The following is a 24,831-nucleotide window of genomic DNA, read 5'->3' as shown; positions in this document are numbered from 1 at the left end:
GGATACGTTCGACAAAATGGTTGAAGGACTCAGCCAGTGCGCCGAATTCGTCTTGCGATGTGATGGCCAGACGCTTGGTCAGATCGCCCTCGCCATCGGCAATATCACGCATCGCTCGGCCCATCTGATGCAAGGGTTGCATCAGCACCCGGATCAACAAGCCCAGCAGCAGGATGATCACCATCACCACAACCACCATCGCGGTGATGGCCGAGGTACGGAACTCGGTCAACATGGCGTAGGCGGAATCCTGCTCCAGTACCAGCGCCACGTACCAGTTGGCCGTCGAGACACCTTGAACGGGCGTGAAGGAAATGATCTCCGGCTTTTTACCGGAGTCGATTTCCGTTACACCAGTGGCAATTTTCGGCGTATTGACCGGGTACGCTTCATTGATGTTCTTGAGCACCAGCTTGCTGTCCGGATGCACCAGAATCTTGCCGTCGGCACTGACCAGAAACGCGTAACCATGGCCATCAAAGTTCAGCGAGTTGATGATCTTGGTGACGTTGTCCAGAGCGATATCAGCACCGGCCACACCCACGAACTGATTCTGAAACTTGACCGGTGTGGCCATGGTCATGACCAGCTTGCCGGAAGATGCCGCTATGTAGGGTTCGGTCACAATGGTGCCGGGCGCATTCTGTGCCGCCTTGTACCAGCCACGCGCACGCGGATCGTAGTCAGCAGGGCGATTGGCCGACGGCACCGAGAACATCACGCCATCGGTGCTGCCAAAGTAGCTCAACTGAAAACTTTCGCTGTAGGCAGGCAGGCCGATGGCGCGCTGCAACTGTGGCAGCTCCTTGCCATCCGCGGCGATTTGCTGCGACATCGATTGCAGCAATTGCATGCGGCTTTCCAGCCAGGTCTGGATGTTCTGCGTGGTGAGCGTACCCAGTTGTTGCAGCTCGGACCTGACGCTGGATTTGAGCGACTGACGTTGTCGATAGTCATTGATGACAATGAACACACTGAACGCCACGACCACAATCAATGCGGCGGCGAGAAGAATTTTTTTGCTGAAACCCAGACTTTTCATACGGTTACTTCCACGGCAAAAAACCAATAAGGACGATCTCTGAATCGCCAATCAAACTTCACAACAGTGCCGTCTATTTCACGTTACAACCTACAGGCCCTTCAGCAACCGGAGTCGATACACAAACGCCTGCGGTGTCGATCATCAGGCAGGTTCGAGCACCGAAACCTTACAGAGACGCTTGTATCGCCATATCGGCCGAGATGGACGAGTCCTTGATTATTTTTTTCGAAGCGTGCTGAGACCTGTCTCCCACAATCGGCGGTGAAACGTGCAGAGCCGGAAAAACTGGCTATGGTTGAATCATCCCCGCCGTGCAGAGGATGGTCTTGCCATGCTGAGTATCGAAAAACTTTTTGACGATTTGCACAGTCTCCCGAGCATTCCCAAGGTGGCTCAGGATCTGATGCTGCAATTTGACAACCCTTCCTCGAACCTGGAAAGCATTGCGCGAAACATCGAGAAAGACCCGGTGATTGCTGCCAAGGTGCTGCGCCTTGCCAACTCGGCGCGGTTTCGCGGCTCGCGAGAATCCTCCAGTATCGAAGACGCGGCGATGCGCCTGGGTTTCAACACCCTGCGCACCCTGGTAATGGCCTCGGCAGTGACCGGCGCGTTCAAAGCCGGGCCGAGTTTTGACCTCAAAGGGTTCTGGCTCAAAAGCTTTCAGGTTGCAGGGATCTGCCGAATGCTGGCGAAACAAACGGGCGTCGACCCTGAAATCGCCTTTACCTGCGGGGTCATGCATAACATCGGCGAACTGCTGATCCAGACCGGCGCGCCCGACGTTGCAGAGCGCCTGAACAACGCAGCCAAGGCCGGTACGCCGGGGCGTGCAGCCAACGAAACCCTGCAACTGGGTTTCAGCTACCCGGAAGTAGGCGCAGAACTGGCCAGTCGCTGGCATCTGCCAGAGCTGATCAAACAGGCTATCGCCTATCAGGCCACACCGCTGAAGGCTCCGGCCGACGCACCGCTGCCAAAGATTGTCGCTCAGGCCATCACCATCTCCGATGCACTGGAAGCCCATGGCGGCGCAACCCCGCAAGCGCAGCAGGCTTGCGGCGGGCCATTGATGGAGGGAGTCGATCTGGACGCACTGTTTGCCGGGCTGCCAGCGGTGCTTGAAGCCGACAAGGCGTTCTCCGACCTGCTGAGCTGAGCCGACACACTCTTCGCAGGCTGAAAAAGCGGTCATGGGGTGAACACTTCACTCCATGACCTGCTCCATTTATCTGTATATCCATACAGATAAAACTTGCCCGCAGCGTATTCAACGTTCATCCTTGCAGCCCTTGTACCGGTAATCGACGACGGTAGTCATGCGGCTGTTTCTTTGCGAAAAACCCTCCCAGGCCAAAGACATTGCGGCTGCGCTCGGCGCGACCCGGCGTGGCGACGGCTGCTGGGTGGGTGCCAATGCCACCGTGACCTGGTGCATCGGCCACCTGCTGGAAACCGCTCCGCCCGACGCCTACGATGCGCGTTACAAACGCTGGGTGCTGGAAGACCTGCCCATCATTCCGGAAAAGTGGAAGATGCTCGTCAAGCCGAGAACTGCCAGCCAGTTCAAGGCAGTCAAGCGATTGCTGGGCGAAGCTCAAGAGCTGGTGATTGCCACTGACGCCGACCGCGAAGGCGAGATGATCGCCCGCGAGCTGGTCGAACACTGTCGCTATCGCGGGCCGATTCAGCGTTTGTGGCTGTCGGCACTCGATGACGCCTCCATCCGCAAGGCGCTGGCAGCGCTCAAACCCGGTGCCGATACGTTCAGCCTGTATCACTCGGCGCTGGGTCGATCCCGTGCCGACTGGCTGATCGGCATGAACATGAGCCGCCTGTTCACCCTGCTGGGTCGCCAGTCGGGTTATCAGGGCGTATTGCCAGTCGGACGAGTACAAACCCCGACCCTGCGGCTGGTGGTGGACCGTGATCGCAGCATCGCCAACTTCGTACCGGCACCCTACTGGGCCATCGACGTCAGGCTGTTGCACGACAACCAGGCTTTTATCGCCCAATGGCGCGCACCGTCCGACGCCTGCGACGATCAGGACCGCTGCCTGAATCAACCGCTGGCGCAACAGGCTGCCCAAGCGATGCGCAGTGCGGCCAGCGCACGGCTGGTCAAGCTGCGCACCGAGCGGATTCGCGAAGTTGCCCCACTGCCTTTCGATCTGGGCACCCTGCAGGAAATCTGCTCGAAAAAGCTCGGGCTCGGGGCGCAGGAAACCCTTGATATAGCTCAGTCGCTGTATGAAACCCACAAGGTCATCACGTACCCGCGCAGCGATTGCGGTTACCTGCCGAACAGTCAGCATGGCGAAGCCGCGGGTATCATCGCAGCGCTGTGCAAGGCAGACGCGACGCTGGCCAGCCTGTCGCCGCACCTTGACCCGCAACGCCGGTCGCGGGCCTGGAATGACGGCAAAGTGACAGCCCACCACGGCATCATTCCCACTGCTGCCGTGCGCGGCGTCGAGCGTCTGACCGGCAAGCCGCGAGCGGTGTACACCCTGATCAGGGCGCGCTATCTGGCGCAGTTCCTGCCCAACCACGAATACGACCGTACCCAGGCCGACTTCGACTGCGCAGGCCATGCGCTGCGGGCGGTCGGCAAACAAATTGTCGAGCCAGGCTGGAAACGTGCCATGCCCGAGGCACTGGCACCGGCCAAGGGTCGCGAAGCGCCTGCGCCGCAGCCGTTGCCGGCATTGTTTCAAGGCTGCGAGTGCGCCGTCGCTGAGGTCATCCTCAAGGACCTCTGGACCCAACCGCCCAAACCGTTCACCGAAGGCGATCTGATCAAGGCGATGAAAAACGTCGCCAAACTGGTGGAAGACCCACTGCTCAAGCAAAAGCTCAAGGACACGACCGGCATCGGTACCGAAGCCACCCGCGCCGGGATCATTCAAGGCCTGCTGGATCGTGGCTATCTGACCAAACTGGGCAAGGCACTCTGCGCAGCGCCCGCAGCGTTCAGCCTGATAGACGCCGTTCCCCGCGCCATCGCCGACCCCGGCACTACAGCGATCTGGGAGCAGGCACTGGACATGGTACAAAGCGGCGAAATGAGCCTTGAAGAGTTCGTCGCCAAACAGGCAGCGTGGATGAGCAAACAGGTCAGCCGTTGCGTCGGCATGCGCATGAGCATCAGCGGCCCGGCCAGCCCGGCAGGCGTTGCGCCGCCCTGGAAGAAAAAACGCAAGACCACTAAACGCGCCGCCAAGACCTCCACCGCCACGGCGGATACTGCGGCGAAAAAGCCGCGGCGCGCTGCCAGACCGGCCGCCAAGGCGTAGGCCGGAACAGCGATAACCAGATCAGCCATTGCACATTCAAGCGTTACGAACAGGTGTTACAACATGTCAGACCGAGAGCTCATCATTCCGTCCACCATGCAGTCGATCATGGACCGTGCAGGCTATGCACCTGCGGTCAGGGTTGGGGATACCCTGTACTGCGCGGGCCAGGTGGGGCGTACGCGGGATATGGAAGTCATCCTCAACCCGGAGGCGCAGTTCATCGCCTGCTGGGAGAATCTGCGTACGGTGCTCGCCGAGGGCGGTTGCACCTTCGAGGATATAGTCGACATGACGACTTACCATGTCGCCATGAGCGAACACATGGCGGTCTTTCGTGAAGTAAAAAACCGCATATTCCCGCGTGGCCAGTGCGCCTGGACCTGCATCGGCGTTGCCGAACTGGCGCACCCCGGGTTGCTGCTCGAAATCAAGTGCGTTGCGATCAGGCGCAACAACGCCTGATCGACATCACAGACTCGAGCGCAGGGGTATCTCGTGCCGCGAAGTTTGTGCCTGAACATCGTCCAGACCGACCATTTCGTCATGCGCCACGGCCTGGGTCATGAACAGTTTTACGTCAGAGACCGAAGACAGCACCTTGCGCGCCTCTTCCACCGAAGCAACGTGCAGGGTTTTTCCGCTCGAATCTTCTACTGGCACAGACTTGCCCTCGAGCTTTGCGTGCAGCACGTAGGAACCGCCTTCCATGGAGATCAGATCGAGTTCACGAACCGTTTGATCCTTTACATGTTTGGTCAGGTCTTGAATGTTCAAAGTCACACCTCCAGTGGCGTTCTGAAAATCAGCGCCTTGTAGAAGTGGAGCTTTTACCGGCGCGAACGTTCAGTCGTGTTGCAGGCCTTATCGGTGCAACAATAACGCTGCCTTCACTTGCCCAGCAACAGCGCTGCGTCGAAGCCCATCCGCAAGTTGCCCCAGTGGCGCCCCTCGAAAAAGAACGGCACATCGATTTCGGTCATGATCTCGCCGGTATCACGCAGGTAGGTCTGCAACAGAAAACGTTGCTGGTTGCCCGCTGCACGCAAGCCTATCGGGTCGGAGAACATGCGTTTGTTGCGGCACACCGGCAAGTCGACGGCACGGTCGCCGGTCGGTTTCAGTGACACCCAGCTGTTGTTGACCGGGCAGTAACCTTTGTTATCCACGATAAAGGTGACCTTGCCACCCCGGGTGCCCTTGGTCAGCTTGTCGCACTCTTCCTGGCAGACTTGTGCGAAACGTTCTGTGTAACCGGTCATGTACTGCTTGGGGTCGGTGCCGGGAATCAGATTGTAGCTCTGATCGAACAGATTGACGCCCTGTTTGTGCAGCTCGGCCAGCCGCACCTGCAGGATGTCCCGGCACTGACTCGCGCGAGTAATGGCAGCGTCCAACTCGCCATGCCCCAGCACGAAACGCCCCAGCAGCGCCTGCACTTGCTCAGCCACACTGGACAGATCCCGAGTAGCCGTTGCGGAGTGCTGCATGCGCTGATCGATGGCCTGGCTATCGGAATAGATCCGCGTTACCCGTTCATTGATCCCCGTGTTGGTAGAGGCGAACTGCTGAATGTGTGCAGCGATGTCGGCGAGCTTGTCGTTGGTCGACTCGAAATCACCGATCATGCTCTCGAAATGGCCGGATGCGCGCTCTACGACCAGTTGGGTTTCGCGGGCGCTGTGGCTGATCTGAATGGTCTGTTCGTGGGTGGAGCTGACCTCCTGAAGCATCGCGTCGATGTTGCGCGAGATGTCGTCAGTGGCTTTGCTGACGTTTTGCGCCAGCGTGCGCACCTCGTCGGCCACCACCGCAAAACCTCGACCACTCTCCCCCGCCCTAGCCGCTTCGATGGCCGCATTGAGCGCCAGCAGGTTGGTTTGCGAAGAAATCTGCTGAATCAGCCCGACAATCGACTTGATGCTTGATGAACGCTCATTCAGGCCGGAGACCAGCCCACCGAACTCGTTGAGACTGGTGGATATCTGGCTGATATTGCCGGTCACCTCAAGCAGTTCGGCGTAAGAGTCGCGTGCCATGCTCAGATTCTGCGCAGTGGTGCTGGAAATACCCTGGGTCTGCTGCGAAACATCCTCGATGCTGCCCACTGCCATATTGCTCTGGTCCATCACTTCTCTGGCGAAGCGTGCCTGATCGGTCGCGCTGTCGCTGGAGTCACTGATGTTCTTCAGCGAGCGTGCCGATTCGACGGCGATCTGCACAGTCAGCCCCTGAATGCTACTGATGATCTCGCGCTGTTTGGCCAGAAAGAGATTGCAGGTACTGGCCAGCCCGCGAATTTCATCATGTGTGAGCAGCGGCAGATCCCTTGATAGATCACCTTCGCCACTGGCGACCTCTTCGAGCGCGCGAGTCATGGACATCACCGGACGCACGATCAGGTGGCGGAAATACCACACCATGAAGCTGACCATGACCAGCGTGAACAGGGTGCTCAGCAGAATTGCGTTGCTCAGCAGATCGAGCTGACTCTGGATCACGCCCAGCGCGGCAGGGTCCGTTTGCGTGCCGCGCAATTGCAGCATGATGTCGGAACGAATGTTCAGCGCCACCCAATACAGCAAGGCGCTGACCAGGACCAGCAGGAAAAGGCTTGATAGCTTCTTGGTCAGCGTGTTGAAAAACTGCTTTTCAACTGACTCGTATAAGGCCTTTAACGTCTGCATGTCGCTGCTCCTGGGGTGGAAAGTGATTCATCCACGAAAATTAACGCTTGTCGGTACCGAAGATTCAAGGGCTGAACCGGCCAATACAGGCCTGTGATGAGCCCTGCGCGACTCGACCGAGGGTCGAATGCGCCGGAGAGTACTGCAGGTTGGGGCTATTTGATATCAAAGACGGAAACGATCCACCGATTGTGAAAGCTGCCCGGCCATTGCCGAGAGTTCATCGGTGGTGCTGGCGGTCTGCCCGATGACCCGGCTGTTGCCCTCGGACATGCTGGCAATCATCTCCACCTGGTGAGCGATTTCGTTACTGGCCAGGCTCTGTTCACCGATGGTGCGAGTGATGTCGTTGACCAGCTGTGTGGTGCTCAACGTGGCCTCCAGTATCTCGCTGATCGAGCGTTGCACTTCGGCGGTGACGGCCATGCCCTTGTCGACCTGGGCAACGCCTGCTTCCATGCTGGTCACCGCCTCGCGGGTACTTTGCTGAATACGAGCGACCATCGCGGTGATTTCCTGGGTCGAGGTGCTGGTGCGCCCCGCCAGATTGCGAACTTCGTCGGCAACTACGGCAAAACCTCGACCCTGCTCGCCAGCGCGTGCAGCTTCAATGGCTGCGTTAAGCGCCAGCAGGTTGGTCTGATCGGCAATGCCCTTGATCACCTGAATAATATTGAAAATTCCTTCCGAGTCCTTGTCCAGCGTACGGATAACCTGCGCCGACAGCTGCGCCGAGCGGGCAATGCTGTCCATGTCACTGACCACCTGATGAATAACCCGGCCACCATTTTTCGCCAGTGTTTCAGCCTGATTTGCCATCTCCAGTGCGTGCCCGGCATGCCGGGTGATTTCTTCGATGCTCGCCGTCATCTCGCTGGTCGCTGCCGACATGGTGCCCGCTGCCGAGCTCTGCTGCCGACTGCTGTCGGCCACTTCATGGCAGCCACTGCTGAGCTGGCGGCTCATACCGCTGACGCCATGCGCGTTGCTGCGCACCACTTCGATCATCCCGCGCAGGTCGCGCTGCATGACCGCCAGACTGCGAATCAGCATGCTGGCCTCATCACGGCCACGGGGCTCGGCGATTGGTTCACTGAGATTGCCGTGAGCAATGCTGTCGGCAATGCGGCTGGCAGAGGCAAGAGGAATCATGATGCTGCGGGTTACCCAGCGGCCCTGAACCAGAAGCAGCAGGATACTGGCCACCAGCACCACAACCAGAGCGATGTTGGCGCTGCGGATTGCCTGACGGGCACCTTCGCCGCTTGCCTTGAAATTCCCCTCGATCAGGTCGCTGAGACTGGACATCTGCTCTTCCAGTTGCGTGAAGGCGCTGGTGAACGTGCCCAGTTCCTGTTGCGCTCGCTCCGGATTATCCAGAGCCAGACCGACAATACGCTCGCCACTGGCAATATAGGTATCGAGGCTCGGCTTGATCCTGTTCAGCTCCGCCTTGATCGCTTCGGTGATGGGAAGTTTGAGGTTATCGTTCAGCACAGCGCGAAAATGTGCAGCATGTTCATCAAGGGACTTCTGCACCTCTTCACGCGTGCTGTTGCTTTTGCCCAGGCCGACCAGCATCGCCGACAGCACATCGGCACGCAGCGCATCGTGCATCATGTCGGCTTCCAGATGATTGCTGAGCGCGGTCATGCTGACCTCGCTGTCGATCATCGCCGTCTCCGTGCGGGTATTGCCCACATAGTTGACCAGGCTGATGATCAGAACCGTCAGCACGCTAGTGCCAATCAACAACAATAGACGTAGCTTTATCGACATCCTGATGTCCCCTGCGATCAGTGAAATAACATGAACTGCGGAGTGCTCTTATTCAGAGCTTATCGACGCCTGTTACCCGTAACTTGAACCCGTTTACAGTTTTTTACCGTATGAGTGCCCGCGAACGATCGATTACCCGGCCTGACGTCGACCTGTAACGCGGCTATGGTGAACTGTAATGAACTCACGCCCACCGCAGGAGCCAACCAAGTGCCTGACAAAAAGCCCGCTATCGATCTCGCCTACCGACCACGTCTCGCCGACCTCAAGCCACTGCTCCCATCGGCCGAACTGCTTGCACCGCAGCCTGTTGCATCGCCACGCACCACACCGGCGAGCGAATTGCAGAAGCGCAAGGGGTATGTCGAGAATTTTCTCGGTGAATTCGTCGTGCCATGGCCTTCGACCGACGCGGAGCTGGCACCGGATGTCTATCCGCTGGACAACGCCGGCAATCGCCTCGATTACACCCACTTTTCAATCACCATGTCGCGCAGTCGGCGTCTGGCCCTGTATGTCGGTGTCAATATCGACGGTGCCAGCAGCGTCGAGGTCAAGCGTGGCAAGGATTCGTGGTCCTTTGATGGCAGGCTGCCTGCCGAGGCGCAGATCGGCGAAAGCCTGTACGCCGACAATCTGCTGGATCGCGGTCATCTGGTCAGGCGTCAGGACCCTAATTGGGGCAAGGAAGCCGAAACGGCCAACAGCGATACCTTTCACTTCACCAACTGCTCACCGCAGATGGCCGCCTTCAATCAGAAGACCTGGCTGGAACTTGAGGACTACATCCTTGAGAACACACGACGCTGGAAATCCCGGGTAACCGTTTTCAGCGGGCCGGTACTGCGCGAAGACGACCGCAGCTACCGCAACGTCAAGATCCCTTCGGCATTCTGGAAGGTCGTGGCGTTTCTTGGCGACGACGGCAAACCTTCGGCCAGTGCCTACATGATCGACCAGAGCAGCGAGCTGGGTAAGCTGGAGATCGTATTCGGTCCACTCAGAACCTGGCAGCGCAGCGTCCTGCAGATCGAAAAACTCACTGGCATCAGCTTCGGCGACCTGGCCAGCTACGACGGTTTCTCCAACGAAGAGCGCCTGACCGGCACACGCATCGAAGCACAGATTCGCGGGCCGCAGGATATTCGGGTCTAGCGCTTTATAGACAAGCCCTGAGATACCCTGGAGTGGGCCAGTGCCCGGAAGGCGTGACAGCTTCCGGGCTGATTGGAAAATGTGTCCAACGCTGAGCGCTCCGCGTGCGGATCACTGGAGCGACAGTCAGTCCAAGCCGCGGCCTCACTCGAACTGCTGGCGATTCTCCGGAGTGATGAGTTTGAAGGGTACCCAAATGACCGGAGATGCCAGTGTTTCGCCGCGCGCCATGCGCATCGCGGCATCCACTGCGCCGTTGGCCTGCCCGACCGCGTCCTGAAACACGCTGACGGCCATCTTGCCCTCGGCCATCAGCTTCAAGCCGTCCGGGGTGCCGTCGATGCCGCCCACCAGATAATCCCTGGCATTCTTACCGGCCTTTTCCAGCCCCATGATCGCACCGATCGCCATTTCGTCGTTGTTGGCCGCGACGATAGAGAAGTCCACACCCTGCTTGACCCAGTCAATCACGATTGTCGCGGCCTGGCTGCGCTCCCAGTTGCCGATTTTCTTCTGCACGACCTTCATGTTCGGGTACTTGGCGACCACCTTTTCCACGTCCTCGGTGCGCATGACCGACGACTTGTTACTCGGGTCGCCCACCAGAATCACCACATTGCCCTTGTAACCGGCACGACGGGCCAGCTCTTCCATTTGCAAGGTGCCGGACTCCAGCTCGTCAGAGCCGACAAATGCCGTCAGCGCCGGCCATTTGGCAGGTTCGGGATTGCGGTTGACGAACACCAGCGGAACCTTGGCCTCATTGGCCAGACGCATCATTTCCGCTGCGCTTTTGCCGTTCACCATCGCGACAACGATGGCGTCGACTTTCGAATTGACCAGATTGCGGAATTGACGCATCTGCAACTCCACGTCGTCCTGGCCGTTCTCCATGAAGATGTCGGCATCCAGCAGCGCCACCTGCTTTTCCACCCCGTGGCGCAGAATGGTCTGGAAATTGTCGTTGTACTTGGCCATGCCCACACCGATCAATGGCGTGGCAGCCTGTGTCAGGCCGGCGACCAGCAGGCTCGCACTCAGGGAAATCGATAACCACTGTTTCATGTTCTGACTCCCGGGCATCAAACGCTGAAATGATGGAGCAGCTCGCGCTGATCCCTGGCCATTTTCGACAGGTCCTGACTGCTGCTCGCAGACTGTTCGGCACCGTCGGCGGCCTGCTGGGCAGAATCGTTGATGTGCGTGACCATGCGACTGGTTTCCTGCACCGTAGCGCTTTGCTGCTCGGTGGCAGCTGCGATCTGGATGTTCATGTCGCGAATCGTGTCCACCGCCTCGCCCATTTCCACCAGTAACTGGTCGGCACCGGAAGCCAGCGTCACGCAGTGATTGGACTGGATCTGGCTTTCGTTCATCACCTGCACAGCCGAGTGGATCTTGCTCTGCATCTGGCCGATCATTTCCTGAATCTCGCTGGTCGAGGTCTGGGTGCGGCTGGCCAGCGAACGTACTTCATCGGCCACCACCGCAAAGCCCCTGCCCTGTTCGCCCGCGCGTGCCGCTTCGATGGCCGCGTTGAGCGCCAGCAAGTTGGTCTGCTCGGCAATGGTACGAATGGCATCGACAATACCGTCAATGTTTTGCCCGTATTTCTGCAGCTCGTCGGTGACCGCAGACGCCTTGTTGACCTGTTCAGCCTGCTGACGAATGTTGACGATGGTTTCAGCCACGCGCTTCTGCACCTTGCTGGTCAGTTCGCTGGTGCTGTCCACCGCGCCACGCGTGTCCTGAGCACGACGGGCCACTTCTTCCACGGTGCTTTCCATTTCATTCATGGCAGACGCGGCAGAATTGAGACGGTCTTTCTGCTCGTCGACTACGCGGGTGGTCTGTTCACTGATCTGCGCGTTCTGACTGGCAGTCAACGCCAGGGTGTCGGCAGAGCCGATCAACTGACGAAACGTCTGTTGCAACGACTGGGTGAATTCATTGAGGTAACCGCCCAGCTCGCCGAACTCGTCGCGACGGCTGACATCGAAACGCACCCGCATGTCGCCGCTGGTGAGGGTCTTGAGCACCTCGCGAAACGCTGCCAATGGACGCCGAAGGCTGAAGGCGACCCAGGTACCGATGACTGCCGCTGCGATTACCGCCAGCAGGCAAGCGATCAGCAGCAGGCTGAGGCCGGTGGCGATGGTCGAATCTGCACCCGCCTTGGCCTCATTAGCCACCGCCAGTGACTGATTGCCGAACTCGCCGATCTTGTCCAGTGTTGCCTGAAGACGGGTTTCCGCAGCCTGGCGCTGTTTGCCGACCTGCTCGGCGAGCGCCGCTTCCTGCCTGTAGGCCTGATAAACGCCATCACTGCCGGTGAGGTCGTTAAGCAGGCGGTTGACCATCACACCAGCAATACGACCGCCGCGTGGATCTACTGCAGTCAGTTCGCGCGCCCGAGTGCTGATTACCTCATCCTGCAGGTTGAGCACACGCTGCAAGGTCTGGATATCCGGCGTCGCCGCATGAGCCGCCAGCCCTTCGTAGGATTTGCCGACTTCCAGCAGCAGCTTTTCACCTGCTGCCACATTATCCGCAGCCCCTGCACTGCGCTCGCGGGCAATGTAATCACGAAGATAACCGGTCAGCTGTGCGCCCTGGCTGCTGCTGTAGCCCTGCAATACCCGGCTCTGGAGTGACTGCAAAACGTGCTGTCGATGACTGGCAATCAGGGTCTGCGCCTGTTCGGCATAAGCAGCGCTCAACTGACGCTGCTGATTCAGGTTGTCGCGCAGTTCAGCGCGGTCGCCGATATAGGCAGGCGTGCTGTCCAGCAACTGATTGAACCGGGCCATGCTGTCGTTGAAGGGCTGCTTGCCATCGTCAATCTGCTTGGGGTCAGTGCTGACCAGAATCCCGAGCAGTGCCTGATTGGCGCGCAGCACATGTACGTAAAGCTCGCTCGCCGCCCTGCTCAAGGGTGCCGACTGCCCGGTAATGATGCTGATCCGGTCGCTTATGGAATGGGTGCTTTGGTAGCTGATACCTGCCATGGCGAGCAGCAGCACAACCAGCACGGCAAACCCACCGATCACTCGCTGAAGAATGGTCATGGCTATCCTCTTTTATTTTTATTGCGCCGAATCTGATCCGGGCCTGCGTAGAGAACGTCAGTCCGGAAAATGATCGGAGCTCAAGAGAGAATGTCGGCCGGGCAGAAGGCGACTTGAGGCATGGTTCACATTATCTTTATCGAAAAAAGGGCCGCCTGACCTGAAAGATCACGCAGCCCTTTGACTACCCGCATGGAGATCAGCGGAAATGACGCGCTACCGCCTCCGGTGCATCAGGCACATCCATGTTGATCCTGCGCCATGCGGCCTGGGCGAAGCTGTACACCGAAAACGCGATCAGACCCAGCGCCACGATCAGCAGCACCAGACCACCGGCAGGCAGATCCTGCAAACCGTTGAGCGCATCCTTCATGCCCGGCGGGTGCATGGCCTGATAGCTAGAACCGCTTACGGCCAGTAACACCGCAATTTCGATAAACGCCACGCCGCGCGCGATCAGCCCGAAGCGCGACACCGGACGCACATATTTCATGACGTCTTCATCAGCCTCGAAATACTTCACGAAGGAAGCCTTGTAGCCCTTGATGATATGCACAATGCCCAGCGCCAGGGGCACCAGTGCCACGACGTAGACCAGCAGGTTGGAGTGATCCCAGGACAGAAGCGTTGCCAACAGGTCCTTCGCCTGACCACCACCCGATGAGCCACCGGAGCTCTTGAGCCCGCTGACCAGCAGGCCCAGCGCGAAAAACGCCAATGCCCCGTAAGTAAAGCCGCCCACCAGAAGACCGCCACGAATCACCAGCCCCTTGAGTTCGCGGCCATGATGATCCACGTCACGCGTAGCCTGCAGCACACGCCATGCAGCGAACGCCAGCAGGCCAACAATCACCAGCCCGACCAGCACACTGCCGAACGGCTGGCTCAACAAGGCTTCAAGACTGCTGTGGCTATCGGCAGGCTGCGAAGATCCCTGCGCCGCCAATACCGCGAACAGACCAATAATCAGATAAACAACACCACGGGCGGCATAACCGCCTCGTGCAAGTAGAACAAGGCCGCGTTGCGCCGACATAAATAACTATCCCTGAGAGTAATTACAGGAACAGACCCGACATGTTCACAGGGGTTCGACCCGATTGACGGCGTGCGCACATTGCACGCCGTCAGTGGGCTCATGACCCTTCAGGCAAACGTGGCGCCTCGCGTATTCACGAACACCGAGTAAAGTGAATGGCTGCTGGCCATGAACAGCCGATTGCCCTCTCGCCCGCCGAAGCAGACATTGGCGCAGCGCTCCGGCAAGCTGATATGGCCGATGGCCTTGCCTTGAGGGTTGAACACTCGCACGCCGTCGAGTTTCTCCATATCCGCCTTTGGATCACCGTTACCTCCCCAGCCGCACCACAAGTTGCCGCTTTCGTCGCATTTGATGCCGTCGATGGCGGCGTAGTCGAGACCTTCGATGTGTTTGCGCCGCTCGCCCAGCGTGCCGTCTTCGTTGACCGCTATCGCCCAGATGAGGCCGTGGGGTTTGGCGCGCCCTTCGACCACATACAAGGTTTTCTCGTCCGGCGAGAAGCACAAACCATTCGGGCCTGCCAGATCATCGATGACCCTGGAAACCTTGCCGTTTGACGGGTCTATGCGATAGACGCCGAAGGGTTGCTCCTGCTTGACCTTTTGACCTTCGTAGTTGCTTTCGGCCTGGAAGGTAGGATCGGTGAACCAGATAGACCCATCGCGTTTGCAGGCGATGTCGTTGGGCGAATTGAAAGGCTTGCCCTCGAAGCTGTCGGCCAGCACGGTGATACGCCCGTTGTACTCGGTACGCGTCACCCGCCGTCCTTCGGTGGTGGTGCTCGACCCCTCACAGACCAGCAGCCTGCCCTGGCGATCGCGGCACATGCCATTGGAAAAGTTTGAATGCTCGCGGTACACCGACAGCTGACCCGTTACCTCGTCCCAGCGCATGATCCGATTGTTGGCGATATCGCTGACCAGCAAGTAGCGACCGTCTCCAATCCACACCGGCCCTTCGGCCCAGCGCATGCCGCTGGCCAGCTTCTCGACGCTGGCATTGAATATTCGTATTTGGGTAAAGCTGTCATCCAGAACACTGACCAATGGGTCGGGGTAGCGCTGGGTCAACGGCTGAGCGCTGGAAAGACGCGGCAATGCGCCAATGGCGGCAACCGTTGCCGAAACAGCCAGTGATTGTTTCAGGAAGCCTCTGCGGCTTTGGTCTGCGGTGGTGGTTAGGGGTGAGAAATCCATGGTGCGTCTCCTTGTTGTTATTTTTGGAACGGCGCCGGCCTTGCAGCCGCAAGGCATCCTACAAGATATCTTCAGTCACGACGGGGCTCTGGTAAACCTCCAATTCCCATGCCCTGCGTTTATCACCTTACTGACCTGAATCGACGAAGAGTTTTAGCCGCACCCCGTACAATAAATGTTGACGGCACCAACATCACCAATACCATTATGACAAGAAGCATGAACTCTCCATCTTCTCCGCCGATTATACCCAAAGCACTTGCAGCCGAAACATACATATCGAGGCCTGTTTCAGTTTGAAGCAGCCAGCCCATCAGGCCTAGCGCGACAAGCCATTTAGTGAGCAGCGCAGCCAACACTAAAATTAGCGTGCACTTTGTGATGAGCTTCATTATTTTTTTCATTGAGATATCTTCACTATTCGCTAAAAGCAGACACATCTATTACGCCATAGTACTTCAGATTCGTCCCCGGAAGAATTTCGCCGTGCTGACTGCGAAGAAAATTTTTAAGCTCATCGAATCCAATCTGAGAGTTAAGAGTGATACAGCCTTGGCTTATACCACGCGGCCCAACGGGGTGAAGCCTAAACGCGCCTCGTCTTATGTTATCAATGGTTGTCTGATCATCAACCTCTCCATCATCTCTGTAAAGACCAAACCACTCCCCCCTATCTGTACCAGCTAAAAAGTCCTGTATAGGCTCTTTAATCCAACCAAGACTACCCCCACTTTGCCTATCAACAATAAAATATCGACCAACTGGAATTGCACCCTTTCCCTCCACAGATTGATACTTCGGACTGTTGACAAAAGGGACGCCCATACCCGAGAAAGCTTCATAGGTAGCTTGCCCGCAACGCAAATTGCTTACAGGCTCACCATTTAAAGAAAAACTGCAGTATGCAATATTAGGATTATTGGTATTTCCAGACATGCGACGCCCGTCCTTTGCCAAAATTAAGCGTAAACCTTATTTTTTATACCATCCCATCCGCCAACAACTTGCCCGCCACCTTGACCGTCGGAGCGCTTTTGCTGAGTATAAAGCATTTTTATTCGCCCATAATTAAGGCGTATAGTTTCGGTTGGAAAACCATTATCTACCGAACCATTACCATTGAGAGATACCGACGAAAGTATAACCTCTTCAAGTTTAATCTCTAGGTATTTTATTTTTTCCGACCCCGCACGATTTACAGCAATAGTAACCTCTTTAAAATGCTTTCCACTACAGCAGGCCTCATGAAGCTTAGGTGTAGACTTGTCCACAGCCTTACGAAAGAAAAAATCGCTCATACTGGCTCGACCACTGCTTGCACCGCCGGCACTTGTTGCAGTCGCTGACGCTGACTGGCTGGCACCAACATCGAAATCAGAAAGCTCGATCCAATCTTTAAATACCGCATCAAGAGATTCGCCCGAAATACCCTCAATCTGCATATAAGCGTCAAACGCCATAGTAAAAACCCCTATTTAAAACGAAGAAAACCCTTTACCAACTGAGTCTTGTGATTTTGAAAGCTACTTATTAACCGCGTCAGAGTCGCAAGTATTTATGCATCAAGTAAAAGATTACATGAGCATACTCGCCAAAACCATCACCTTTATCTGAAGATGATGAAGGAATGGTCGTCAAAAAAAGTTTAAATACAAACATCGATTTTTTTGCGTGCCGCATTCGAACTGGTTAAGTTACCTGTCAGCACGGTATCCAAAAAAATCATGATTGCTCGGTACTGCGAAGCTGCCGACAATTCAGGTATCGTACGCAGCTATCCCTTTTACTGCCCGAGCACACCAGATGCCCTCAAGCAAACGCGAGCAGGCCCGCACTGAGCGCCAGCTTGTTACAGCGCTGACACACGCCTGCGAAACAGCCAAAACCGAAATGCCCGGCTTCTGCTGGCTGACTCACGAAGTTGATTACGCAGCCTTCCCTGCCAGCTTGCAGGTGGTATGGGTGTTCGACACGCTGGCCGACAAGAACGCTGCGCTGGCGCGCGGGCTGGTGGAGCGGATGATCGGTCTCACGGTAGAGGCACTTGACGATGCACAGGTTAGCCTGTCGAATGCAGCTGCTCATGTGCATGTCGACTGCGAAGAGCAGTGCCTGCGCGAGAACGGTGGCGACTGGCAGCAGCGTATCAAGCGCAAATACGCCAGGCGGAGTTGATATGGCAAAAGACATTGAAAACCCGTGCATTTCCGTGTGCCAGCTCAGCGGCGATCTGTGCGTGAGCTGCGGGCGTACCAAGGACGATATCCGCAAGTGGAAACGCATGAAACGTCCGGAAAAGATGGCCGCCGTGCAACGTGCCACACAGCGCATGAAAAGCCTGCAGAAAAAGAACGTGTGAAACCGAAAATTTCATCTTCGGTGCGGAAACTTCTTTAAAACGGCCCCGGTCAGTATTACCCGTGACTCGGCTACCTGGAGTCTGACGAATTACGGGAATTCCGCTCTTGGCCAGTCATGCAGATCGCCGCAACACCCTTTCACTGGATAGCCTGAATTTCTTCCTCGCCGATGTGCGTGACGGCTTGGGGCCTTACCTGGCGATCTATCTACTGGCCGTGCATAAATGGGACCCGGCCAGCATAGGCGTGGTGATGACCATCGCAGGTATTGCCGGGCTGCTGACCCAAACCCCTGCTGGCGCGCTTATCGACCGTACGCCTTACAAGCGCGCCATGATTGGCGTAGCGGCACTGCTGGTGACCCTGAGTTGCCTGATTCTGCCTTTCACTTCGTCCTTCTCGGTCGTCGCCCTGACCCAGGCGCTGAGCAGCATCGCGTCCTCGGTGTTCGCACCGGCCATCGCCGCAATCTCTCTGGGCATAACCGGGCCGAAGGCCTTTACCCGCCGCACCGGGCGCAATGAAACATTCAACCATGCAGGTAACGCCTGCGCAGCTCTGTTAGCGGGCGGCTTTGCCTACCTCTTCGGGCCTATTGCAGTGTTCTATCTGATGGCAGCGATGGCTCTGGCGAGTGTTATCGCGATCAGCTTCGTTTCTGCGGATGCCATTGACCACGACGTCGCCCGGGGTTTCGATGCGAACCACGACTCTCACGGTGCTCAGCCTTCCGGACTTGCTACGTTACTGAGCAACAAGCCGCTGCTGCTTTTCGGTATCTGTTGCGCACTGTTCCATCTGGCCAACGCAGCCATGTTGCCACTGGTCAGTCAGAAGCTTTCGCAAATCAATATGCAGATGGCAACGCCGCTGACCTCGGCGTGCATCGTTGCAGCCCAACTGGTCATGGTGCCAGCTGCGCTGCTGGTGGGTATGAAAGCGGATGACTGGGGTCGCAAGCCGCTGCTGCTGGCAGGCTTTCTGATTCTGCCGATTCGTGGTGTGCTTTACACCCTGTCAGACGACCCGTACTGGCTGGTGGCGGTGCAGATGCTCGACGGCATCGGTGCCGGCCTGTTCGGTGCGCTGTTTCCATTGATGGTCAAGGACCTCACTCAAGGCAGCGGACGTTTCAATGTAAGCCTCGGGGCGCTGTCCACTCTGTTTGGACTGGGCGCGGCGCTGAGCAACGGCCTGGCCGGTTTCGTGGTACATGCAGCGGGCTACAGCGCTGCGTTCCTGACCCTCGCGGGTGTGGCGGCGGCGGCGTTTTGTCTGTTGCTGGTGGCCGTACCGGAGACACTTTCACGTTCGAATAATGAACCTGAACTCAAACCTGACCACGCGGTGAGCACATAAATCTGTTTACGCCACCCGAACCTGCCAGCCTTCGCGCTGGCAGGTCACAATAACCAGCCCGCTTCCTGCGCCCTGCATCCCGCCTATCCAGCGCCCTGCCCCGTCCCATAGACCGCTGCGGCCTGCCGACTCCCAGCCGCCAGTCGGTGCACCGTGATTAGCCACCAGCACTGGTAGGTTATGACGTCGGGCATGCCCCGCGAGCAGCTCTGCATCCTGTGCATAGCCACCTGGCGAAATAAGCACGCTCGCTGCATACACCCAGGCGCCACCTTCCGCCATACGCTGCACATGCGCAAGCTGAGTGAAATCAGCACACACGCACAGGCCAATCCGTTGCCGATCAATGGACAGATAGCAGTCCTTGTCTCCAGCACTGAACGCTTTGTCCTCACCGGGATGCAGGTATTGTTTGGCATAGGTAATGACGTCGCCGTCGGCGGTGAAGGTCAGCGCGCCGATCAGGATGCTGTCATTTGCTCCTCTGAGCGGTACGCCAATGGTGGTCACCAGGCGCAGCTTCATGGCCAACGCCTTAATCGGCTCAAGACGGGGGTCGTCCGCATGCACCGCCAGCTCTCGGGCCAGATCGGGTTCATAGCCTGTCAATGAGAGCTCGGGAAACAGCAGGTAACTGGCCCCAAGGTCAGCCGCGCGTTGCATGAAAGCGAGGTGTCCGGCGAGGTTCTGTTCGATATCTCCCCTTGCAGAGCAGAACTGAGCAACAGCGAGTATCGGAAACTTCATGGACTCTCCTGAGAACGCAGTGGTGACGAGGGGAACATTATCTAACATGCGCTGCCCGGTTCACACCTGGTTACATTTTCAACCACCACCAGCGTTGTACGACGTCTTATCTTGTCTGGCAGTGAATGACATCTCATTACAATAAAAACGGAGATTCAACGCATGCCTCATACCCCGTCTCTCAAAGAAACAGCTATACCCGCCAGCGAACCTCGCCTCAAAAAACTCGCCAAACTGCTGGGCCCCGGCATTATCGCGGTGCTGTCCTGGCTGGGCGCGGGTGATCTGATCACATCGTCGGTGGCAGGTGCCAGTTATGGCTACGCCATGATGTGGGTGCTGGCGATTTCGCTGTTGCTCAGGTTCCTGATCGTCAACATCATTGCCCGCTTCCAGCTCTGCAATAACCAGGGCATGACCATCCTGCAGGGCTATGCGCAACTGCATCCGCTGTTTGCCTGGTTCATGCTGGGCTATGCGTTGTTGATGGGCCATCTGATCAACGCTTACATGATCAAGGGTGCCGGTGAAGCGCTTGCCATGTTGCTGCACATCAATCAGCCGTTGCTCTGCTCGGTTGCGGTAGTGATCGCTGTATGGCTGCTGGTGGGACGCAATATCTACACGATGATCGAAGGCGTCATGAAGGTGTTGCTGGCAATCATGACCCTGGCGTTTCTTACCCTGGCGATCATGTCCGGTCCGGATGTCAGCGGCATCATCAAGGGCACTATCGGTTTCAGCATTCCACCCGATGAAGGCGTGCACGGGGCGCTGCTGGTGGCTGTCTCGGTGATCGGTGCCGTAGCAGGCTCTATCGCCAACTTCGTCCACCCTTACGTGATGCGTGAAAAAGGCTGGACCGGCCCCGAGCACAAACGCATTCAGCGCAACGACCTGCTGTTCGCCGTGATCGTCGGCATTATCATCAACCTGGCCATCTGGGTTGTAGGCGTCGAAATTCTCCGGCCCAACGGTATTCAGGTGAATACGCTGGCTGATCTGGGCAAGGCGCTGGAGATATTCTTCGGCCCGCTGGGCTGGTACATCTTCTTCATCGGCGTGTTCGCCACGCTGTTTGCCAGTATTTCCGGCAAGACCACCGCCTTCCCGATGCTGATCACCGATGCCTTCCAGCACATTCGCCCGAAGCGCCGCGAACGCTACGGCAAAGTGTTCCACAACGACCCGATGCACAAATGGTTCATGCTGTTCATCCTGGTCACCCCGCTGATCTGGTCGCTGCCCGGCATGCCGGACTTCGTGACCCTGACGCTGGGCGTCAACGCACTGAATATCGTGGGCCTGCCGGTCATCTCGCTGGGGCTGCTGATCATGTCCAATCAGAAGTCGCTGTTGAGCAAGGAATACCGCAACAACTGGTTCGAGAACATTGCGCTGACCTTTGCGACCGGACTGGCCTTGTGGGTGGCGTTTCAGCTGGGGACAGAGTTGCTTGCCTGAGCAGATAGAACGCTGCATGTGCGCTGAATAAACCGTCCGCGAGTCCATTTCCGTCCATGGAAATGGACTCGGTTTCAGTGATTGAATCTTCCCCCTGCCTCAAACCCTACCCTCACGCGTCAGGCTCCTGCTGATGGATACAACTGTCGCATCCTGCCAAAAACAAACAGAAATAATTCTCAACGGAGATGTTATATTGTATCTATTATCATCAGGAAGTCTCACATGTCGTCTCGTAGAATCGCGTCTCTGGCAGGCTTGGCAATCGGGGTTTTTGGCAATACCGGCTATGCGGAGGAACATCCGCAAACCATTGAACTGGAGAGCGTTAACGTAACCTCCGACTATCAGTACGAGACGGCCACCAGCCCGGTTCAGGGCTATCGCGCTACCCGTTCGGCCACCGCCACCAAAACCGATACCGCCATTCAGGACATCCCGCAGTCGATCAGCGTAGTGCCCGCTTCGGTGCTCAAGGATCTGGGCAGTAACAGTGTCGAGCGCGCGCTTGAGTTTGCCGGGGGCGTGTCGAAGCAAAACAACTTCGGTGGCCTGACGCTCTACGAATACAGCATCCGCGGCTTCACTACCTCCGAATTCTACAAGGACGGCTTCAGCGCCAACCGCGGCTATCCTGCCACACCGGATGCCGCCAACATCGAGCGTATCGAAGTGCTTAAAGGTCCCGCCGCCAGTCTGTATGGCCGTGGCGACCCTGGCGGGACGGTCAACATTGTCACTAAAAAACCCCAGCGTGAAGCCTTCACCACCCTGCAGACCAGCGCAGGTAGCTGGGATCGCTATCGCACCGCACTGGACGTCAACACACCGCTGGATGAGGAAGGCAGGCTGCTGTCGCGTGTCAATCTGGCCGTCGAAGACAACAACAGCTTTCGTGACCATGTCGAAAGCAAGCGGGTCTTCGTCGCCCCCTCATTCAGTTGGCAGTTGAACCCCGACACCAGTCTGTTGGTGGAAACCGAGTTCGTGCGGCACAAATCGACTTTTGACCGGGGCGTGGTCGCACCCAACAATAAATGGAGTGGCGTGTCCCGTTCGACCTTCCTCGGTGAACCGGATGACGACATCGACAATGACAACAACATGGTTCAGTTTGCCCTCGACCATCAACTCAGTGATGTGTGGTCGCTGCGCCTGGCCAGCCACTACAAGCAAGGCGAAATGTCAGGGTTTGCCAGCGAGGCGCGCCCATTGAATGCCGACGGCCGCACCGTCAACCGTCGTTACCGCGAACGCGACAACAACTGGCACGACAGCATCACCCAGCTGGAATTGCGCGGTCATTTCGACGCGATCGGTCTGGAGCACGAAGTGCTGATCGGCACCGAATACGAGAATTACCGCAAGAACGAGCGGGTGACTACCATTGCAGGCAGCCCATACGCCATCGACATCTACAACCCGGTGTATGGCCAGCCGAAACCCAATGGAGCGCGTTCCGGCACTGATTTCTACGAGCACATTGAAAGCCGTGCGCTGAACCTGCAGGACCAGATTGTCTTTACCGACAAGCTGCGCGGAATGATCGGCGCGCGCTACGAGCACTTCGATCAGCAGGTCGATGACTTCACCACGAATGCTACCTCCGGTCAGCGTCACGACGCTTTCACCCAGCGCGCCGGGCTGCTTTATCAGCTCACACCGCAGGTTGGCCTGTTCGCCAACGCATCCACCTCGTTCAAGCCGAACAATGGTCTGGACGCCGCCGGCAAAACCTTCGACCCGGAAGAAGGCATCGGTTATGAGGCCGGGATCAAGAGCGAACTGTTCGACAACCGCCTGAGCACCACCCTCGCCGCCTTCCACATAGAAAAGGAAAACGTTCTGGCCCTGGACCCGGGCACCGACACCAATCGCGCCGTGGGCAAGGCTCGCAGCCAGGGTTTCGACATGCAATTCACCGGACAAATCACTGACGCGGTGCGGATCATCGGAGCATTCGCCTACATTGATGCCGAAGTCACCAAGGGCGACCGGACCATCCCGGCAGGCAGTCGCATCCTCGGGGTCGCCAAACACAGTGGCAGCCTGTTGAGCGTCTATGAATTTCAGGAAGGCGTATTGCGCGGTTCGGACGTGGGCGCGGCATATACCTACGTCGGCGATCGTTCCGGCCAGTCCGGCACCGACTTCGAGCTGCCGGCTTACCAGACTGTAGACCTGCTGGCTCACTATAAAGCCAGCGAGAACGTGACAGTGGGCTTGAACCTCAACAACATTTTCGATGAAAAATACTACGAGCGCTCCTACAGCAATTACTGGGTCGCGCCCGGCGAACCGCGTAACTTTACGGTCAGCCTGACACTCGGCCTCTGACTCCTGTAACCCTCGCTTCACAACAATAAGGATGCACCATGCTGTCAACAAAACCTTTCGTGGCCCTGGGCCTGCTCGGCGCATTGTTCGCCAGTCAAGTGAACGCACACGGCCTGTGGACCGAACAGCGGCGCGGCAATATCGAGGTGGTCTACGGTCATGGCGCGGAAGACAACGCGTTCAAAGCGCAAAAAGTCAGCGGCGCATGGGCGTATGACCAGCAGGGCAAAATGATCCCGGTGACGGTACAACGCCTTGAGGATCACGCGCGACTGGTGCCGCTCAAGCCGCCCGCCGTGATGACGGTGGCGCTGGATAACGGCATGTGGACACGCAACGCCGAGAAAAAGTGGATCAACGAAGGCCGTAGCAAAGTGCCCAATGGCACCGACTCGATTCATACCTTCAAATATAGCGTGGCAATCTACGCAGAAGACGCGCACCTACCCTCGTTCAGCAAACTGAATTTTGTGATCGTGCCACAGGCTGATCCATTGAAAGTCGGGGTTGGCAAACCCTTACCGGTACGCGTACTGATCGACGGCAAACCCGCCGCCGGTATCAAGCTGATCGGCGATTACCGCAGCGCACCGGATGTCGTCAGCGCCGAAACCGACGCCCAGGGCCTGGCCAGCGTCATCGTGCGCAACGAAGGGCTGAATATCATCGCTGCCGAGGTCACGCTACCCGTCAAGGACAACGCCGACATCGCCGAACGCGGCTTGTTTACCTCGCTGACGTTTGTCGGTGAGGCGCATCACGACTGATGACGCGCAGTAGCAAATTGCTTCTATTCAGGTACGCAAGGTATCTTCGGCCGACGTTGCCGAAGAACCTTGCTGGTCAAACTTTGCGCGTACCTGCTCGTGCTCGCCCTTGCAGAAAAGCACCTCCAGTTGCGGCTTCAATGAGTGGCCGAGTTTGGTCAGTTCATAGTCAACGCGTGGTGGTGCGGTTGGGGATACCGTGCGAGATGAAGCCTCACAGCGCCGCGGCCATATAGCGACGCGCAATAACGATAGTGCCCTTGCTTAACAAACGAGCCTTTTTAATCCCGTCAAAAGAGACGAGTGACCTCGCCAACGCCATATTAGCTGATACGCTAACCAAGGTATGCGACATCCGGCCATCTCATTGACTCGCTTGCGTACCGTCACTAAGACGGCTCAAGCCGGACGTAAAGCGTGCGCAACTTTTCATTAAGTTCGAGCTTATGCGCTCAGGCAGAAGCTGAAACTAACGATGCTGTCTATACGTGCGTAAATCCCTATCGGCAAACGCTTATAAAGCCTCTAT

Annotated in this window: 22 protein-coding genes and 1 pseudogene; 10 read left to right on the top strand and 13 right to left on the bottom strand. The window is 57.4% G+C overall.

Going from position 1 to position 24,831, the window contains the following annotated elements; genetic code table 11:
• Nucleotides 1-58 precede the first annotated feature (58 nt).
• Nucleotides 59-1,042, bottom strand: a pseudogene (locus KP808_RS26125) (cache domain-containing protein); the annotation flags it as partial.
• Nucleotides 1,043-1,376: 334 nt separating this feature from the next.
• Here KP808_RS26125 and KP808_RS10485 point away from each other — a divergent pair.
• From KP808_RS10485 to KP808_RS10475, 3 genes are all read left to right on the top strand, one after another.
• On the top strand, nucleotides 1,377-2,204 hold the full coding sequence (locus tag KP808_RS10485) for an HDOD domain-containing protein (RefSeq protein WP_058400260.1): 828 nt from the start codon (nucleotides 1,377-1,379) through the stop codon (nucleotides 2,202-2,204).
• A gap of 160 nt (nucleotides 2,205-2,364) precedes the next feature.
• Nucleotides 2,365-4,341, top strand: coding sequence for a DNA topoisomerase III (locus KP808_RS10480; protein WP_058400259.1), 1,977 nt, complete (start codon nucleotides 2,365-2,367; stop codon nucleotides 4,339-4,341).
• A 63-nt stretch (nucleotides 4,342-4,404) separates the two neighbouring features.
• Nucleotides 4,405-4,806, top strand: a complete 402-nt coding sequence (locus tag KP808_RS10475; RefSeq protein ID WP_003367150.1) for a RidA family protein — start codon at nucleotides 4,405-4,407, stop codon at nucleotides 4,804-4,806.
• A gap of 6 nt (nucleotides 4,807-4,812) precedes the next feature.
• Here KP808_RS10475 and KP808_RS10470 read toward each other — a convergent pair whose 3' ends face one another.
• From KP808_RS10470 to KP808_RS10460, 3 genes are all read right to left on the bottom strand, one after another.
• Entirely contained in the window at nucleotides 4,813-5,124 is a 312-nt protein-coding gene (locus KP808_RS10470) for a DUF6482 family protein (protein WP_032609388.1), read from the bottom strand.
• Nucleotides 5,125-5,231: 107 nt separating this feature from the next.
• A complete protein-coding gene (locus tag KP808_RS10465; RefSeq protein ID WP_122258629.1) occupies nucleotides 5,232-7,028 on the bottom strand; it encodes a methyl-accepting chemotaxis protein in 1,797 nt (598 codons plus the stop codon).
• 165 nt (nucleotides 7,029-7,193) lie between these two features.
• Nucleotides 7,194-8,807: a methyl-accepting chemotaxis protein gene (locus KP808_RS10460; RefSeq protein WP_230018367.1), complete on the bottom strand. Its 1,614-nt coding sequence runs from the start codon at nucleotides 8,805-8,807 to the stop codon at nucleotides 7,194-7,196.
• 210 nt (nucleotides 8,808-9,017) lie between these two features.
• Here KP808_RS10460 and KP808_RS10455 point away from each other — a divergent pair, with 210 nt between their 5' ends.
• Nucleotides 9,018-9,962: a DNA/RNA non-specific endonuclease gene (locus tag KP808_RS10455; RefSeq protein WP_219171366.1), complete on the top strand. Its 945-nt coding sequence runs from the start codon at nucleotides 9,018-9,020 to the stop codon at nucleotides 9,960-9,962.
• A 144-nt stretch (nucleotides 9,963-10,106) separates the two neighbouring features.
• Here the strand turns inward: KP808_RS10455 and KP808_RS10450 are convergent, their stop codons facing one another.
• The 7 genes from KP808_RS10450 to KP808_RS10420 all read right to left on the bottom strand — a co-directional run bounded on the left by KP808_RS10450 (nucleotide 10,107) and on the right by KP808_RS10420 (nucleotide 16,728).
• A complete protein-coding gene (locus KP808_RS10450) occupies nucleotides 10,107-11,027 on the bottom strand; it encodes a substrate-binding domain-containing protein (RefSeq protein WP_058400255.1) in 921 nt (306 codons plus the stop codon).
• Nucleotides 11,028-11,044: 17 nt separating this feature from the next.
• Nucleotides 11,045-13,030 carry a methyl-accepting chemotaxis protein gene (locus KP808_RS10445; protein ID WP_122259771.1) on the bottom strand — a complete coding sequence of 662 codons (1,986 nt, stop codon included), beginning with the start codon at nucleotides 13,028-13,030 and terminating at the stop codon, nucleotides 11,045-11,047.
• Nucleotides 13,031-13,229: 199 nt separating this feature from the next.
• Nucleotides 13,230-14,066, bottom strand: coding sequence for a DUF1206 domain-containing protein (locus KP808_RS10440; RefSeq protein WP_122259770.1), 837 nt, complete (start codon nucleotides 14,064-14,066; stop codon nucleotides 13,230-13,232).
• Nucleotides 14,067-14,176: 110 nt separating this feature from the next.
• Complete coding sequence (locus KP808_RS10435; protein WP_005779725.1) at nucleotides 14,177-15,268, bottom strand: SMP-30/gluconolactonase/LRE family protein; 1,092 nt, start codon at nucleotides 15,266-15,268, stop codon at nucleotides 14,177-14,179.
• Nucleotides 15,269-15,390: 122 nt separating this feature from the next.
• On the bottom strand, nucleotides 15,391-15,660 hold the full coding sequence (locus tag KP808_RS10430) for a hypothetical protein (RefSeq protein ID WP_230018365.1): 270 nt from the start codon (nucleotides 15,658-15,660) through the stop codon (nucleotides 15,391-15,393).
• Between the two features lie 25 nt (nucleotides 15,661-15,685).
• Nucleotides 15,686-16,204 carry a DUF2778 domain-containing protein gene (locus KP808_RS10425; protein WP_081023588.1) on the bottom strand — a complete coding sequence of 173 codons (519 nt, stop codon included), beginning with the start codon at nucleotides 16,202-16,204 and terminating at the stop codon, nucleotides 15,686-15,688.
• A gap of 23 nt (nucleotides 16,205-16,227) precedes the next feature.
• Nucleotides 16,228-16,728, bottom strand: a complete 501-nt coding sequence (locus tag KP808_RS10420) for an Hcp family type VI secretion system effector (protein ID WP_058400249.1) — start codon at nucleotides 16,726-16,728, stop codon at nucleotides 16,228-16,230.
• 343 nt (nucleotides 16,729-17,071) lie between these two features.
• On the opposite strand from KP808_RS10420, the gene KP808_RS10415 reads away from it, so the two are divergent.
• The 3 genes from KP808_RS10415 to KP808_RS10405 all read left to right on the top strand — a co-directional run bounded on the left by KP808_RS10415 (nucleotide 17,072) and on the right by KP808_RS10405 (nucleotide 18,987).
• Nucleotides 17,072-17,443, top strand: coding sequence for a hypothetical protein (locus KP808_RS10415; RefSeq protein WP_016981345.1), 372 nt, complete (start codon nucleotides 17,072-17,074; stop codon nucleotides 17,441-17,443).
• Nucleotide 17,444: 1 nt separating this feature from the next.
• Nucleotides 17,445-17,627: a DUF1289 domain-containing protein gene (locus KP808_RS10410; protein WP_004665593.1), complete on the top strand. Its 183-nt coding sequence runs from the start codon at nucleotides 17,445-17,447 to the stop codon at nucleotides 17,625-17,627.
• A gap of 106 nt (nucleotides 17,628-17,733) precedes the next feature.
• Nucleotides 17,734-18,987, top strand: a complete 1,254-nt coding sequence (locus KP808_RS10405; protein ID WP_058400247.1) for an MFS transporter — start codon at nucleotides 17,734-17,736, stop codon at nucleotides 18,985-18,987.
• Between the two features lie 6 nt (nucleotides 18,988-18,993).
• Here KP808_RS10405 and KP808_RS10400 read toward each other — a convergent pair whose 3' ends face one another.
• Nucleotides 18,994-19,734: a carbon-nitrogen hydrolase family protein gene (locus KP808_RS10400; protein ID WP_122259767.1), complete on the bottom strand. Its 741-nt coding sequence runs from the start codon at nucleotides 19,732-19,734 to the stop codon at nucleotides 18,994-18,996.
• Between the two features lie 162 nt (nucleotides 19,735-19,896).
• Here KP808_RS10400 and KP808_RS10395 point away from each other — a divergent pair, with 162 nt between their 5' ends.
• From KP808_RS10395 to KP808_RS10385, 3 genes are all read left to right on the top strand, one after another.
• Nucleotides 19,897-21,198 (top strand): Nramp family divalent metal transporter, encoded by a 1,302-nt coding sequence (locus KP808_RS10395; RefSeq protein ID WP_058400245.1) that lies wholly within the window; start codon nucleotides 19,897-19,899, stop codon nucleotides 21,196-21,198.
• A 225-nt stretch (nucleotides 21,199-21,423) separates the two neighbouring features.
• Nucleotides 21,424-23,535, top strand: a complete 2,112-nt coding sequence (locus tag KP808_RS10390; RefSeq protein ID WP_219171362.1) for a TonB-dependent siderophore receptor — start codon at nucleotides 21,424-21,426, stop codon at nucleotides 23,533-23,535.
• Nucleotides 23,536-23,573: 38 nt separating this feature from the next.
• On the top strand, nucleotides 23,574-24,302 hold the full coding sequence (locus tag KP808_RS10385; protein ID WP_122281705.1) for a DUF4198 domain-containing protein: 729 nt from the start codon (nucleotides 23,574-23,576) through the stop codon (nucleotides 24,300-24,302).
• Nucleotides 24,303-24,329: 27 nt separating this feature from the next.
• On the opposite strand, the gene KP808_RS10380 is transcribed toward KP808_RS10385, so the two are convergent.
• Nucleotides 24,330-24,548, bottom strand: coding sequence for a winged helix-turn-helix transcriptional regulator (locus KP808_RS10380; protein ID WP_080394833.1), 219 nt, complete (start codon nucleotides 24,546-24,548; stop codon nucleotides 24,330-24,332).
• Nucleotides 24,549-24,831: the final 283 nt, after the last annotated feature.

Origin of the sequence: Pseudomonas savastanoi, assembly GCF_020917325.1 — a bacterium.
In the GTDB taxonomy this organism is placed as follows: domain Bacteria; phylum Pseudomonadota; class Gammaproteobacteria; order Pseudomonadales; family Pseudomonadaceae; genus Aquipseudomonas; species Aquipseudomonas amygdali.
This window is presented reverse-complemented; position numbering and strand designations above follow the sequence as displayed.

Excerpts from the sequence above, each read along its gene's own strand:
- KP808_RS10485 (WP_058400260.1), top strand. The coding sequence starts at position 1,377 with ATGCTGAGTATCGAAAAACTTTTTGACGATTTGCACAGTCTCCCGAGC.
- KP808_RS10480 (WP_058400259.1), top strand. The coding sequence starts at position 2,365 with ATGCGGCTGTTTCTTTGCGAAAAACCCTCCCAGGCCAAAGACATTGCG.
- KP808_RS10475 (WP_003367150.1), top strand. The coding sequence starts at position 4,405 with ATGTCAGACCGAGAGCTCATCATTCCGTCCACCATGCAGTCGATCATG.
- KP808_RS10465 (WP_122258629.1), bottom strand. The coding sequence starts at position 7,028 with ATGCAGACGTTAAAGGCCTTATACGAGTCAGTTGAAAAGCAGTTTTTC.
- KP808_RS10460 (WP_230018367.1), bottom strand. The coding sequence starts at position 8,807 with ATGTCGATAAAGCTACGTCTATTGTTGTTGATTGGCACTAGCGTGCTG.
- KP808_RS10450 (WP_058400255.1), bottom strand. The coding sequence starts at position 11,027 with ATGAAACAGTGGTTATCGATTTCCCTGAGTGCGAGCCTGCTGGTCGCC.
- KP808_RS10445 (WP_122259771.1), bottom strand. The coding sequence starts at position 13,030 with ATGACCATTCTTCAGCGAGTGATCGGTGGGTTTGCCGTGCTGGTTGTG.
- KP808_RS10440 (WP_122259770.1), bottom strand. The coding sequence starts at position 14,066 with ATGTCGGCGCAACGCGGCCTTGTTCTACTTGCACGAGGCGGTTATGCC.
- KP808_RS10435 (WP_005779725.1), bottom strand. The coding sequence starts at position 15,268 with ATGGATTTCTCACCCCTAACCACCACCGCAGACCAAAGCCGCAGAGGC.
- KP808_RS10430 (WP_230018365.1), bottom strand. The coding sequence starts at position 15,660 with ATGAAGCTCATCACAAAGTGCACGCTAATTTTAGTGTTGGCTGCGCTG.
- KP808_RS10425 (WP_081023588.1), bottom strand. The coding sequence starts at position 16,204 with ATGTCTGGAAATACCAATAATCCTAATATTGCATACTGCAGTTTTTCT.
- KP808_RS10420 (WP_058400249.1), bottom strand. The coding sequence starts at position 16,728 with ATGGCGTTTGACGCTTATATGCAGATTGAGGGTATTTCGGGCGAATCT.
- KP808_RS10415 (WP_016981345.1), top strand. The coding sequence starts at position 17,072 with ATGCCCTCAAGCAAACGCGAGCAGGCCCGCACTGAGCGCCAGCTTGTT.
- KP808_RS10410 (WP_004665593.1), top strand. The coding sequence starts at position 17,445 with ATGGCAAAAGACATTGAAAACCCGTGCATTTCCGTGTGCCAGCTCAGC.
- KP808_RS10400 (WP_122259767.1), bottom strand. The coding sequence starts at position 19,734 with ATGAAGTTTCCGATACTCGCTGTTGCTCAGTTCTGCTCTGCAAGGGGA.
- KP808_RS10395 (WP_058400245.1), top strand. The coding sequence starts at position 19,897 with ATGCCTCATACCCCGTCTCTCAAAGAAACAGCTATACCCGCCAGCGAA.
- KP808_RS10390 (WP_219171362.1), top strand. The coding sequence starts at position 21,424 with ATGTCGTCTCGTAGAATCGCGTCTCTGGCAGGCTTGGCAATCGGGGTT.
- KP808_RS10385 (WP_122281705.1), top strand. The coding sequence starts at position 23,574 with ATGCTGTCAACAAAACCTTTCGTGGCCCTGGGCCTGCTCGGCGCATTG.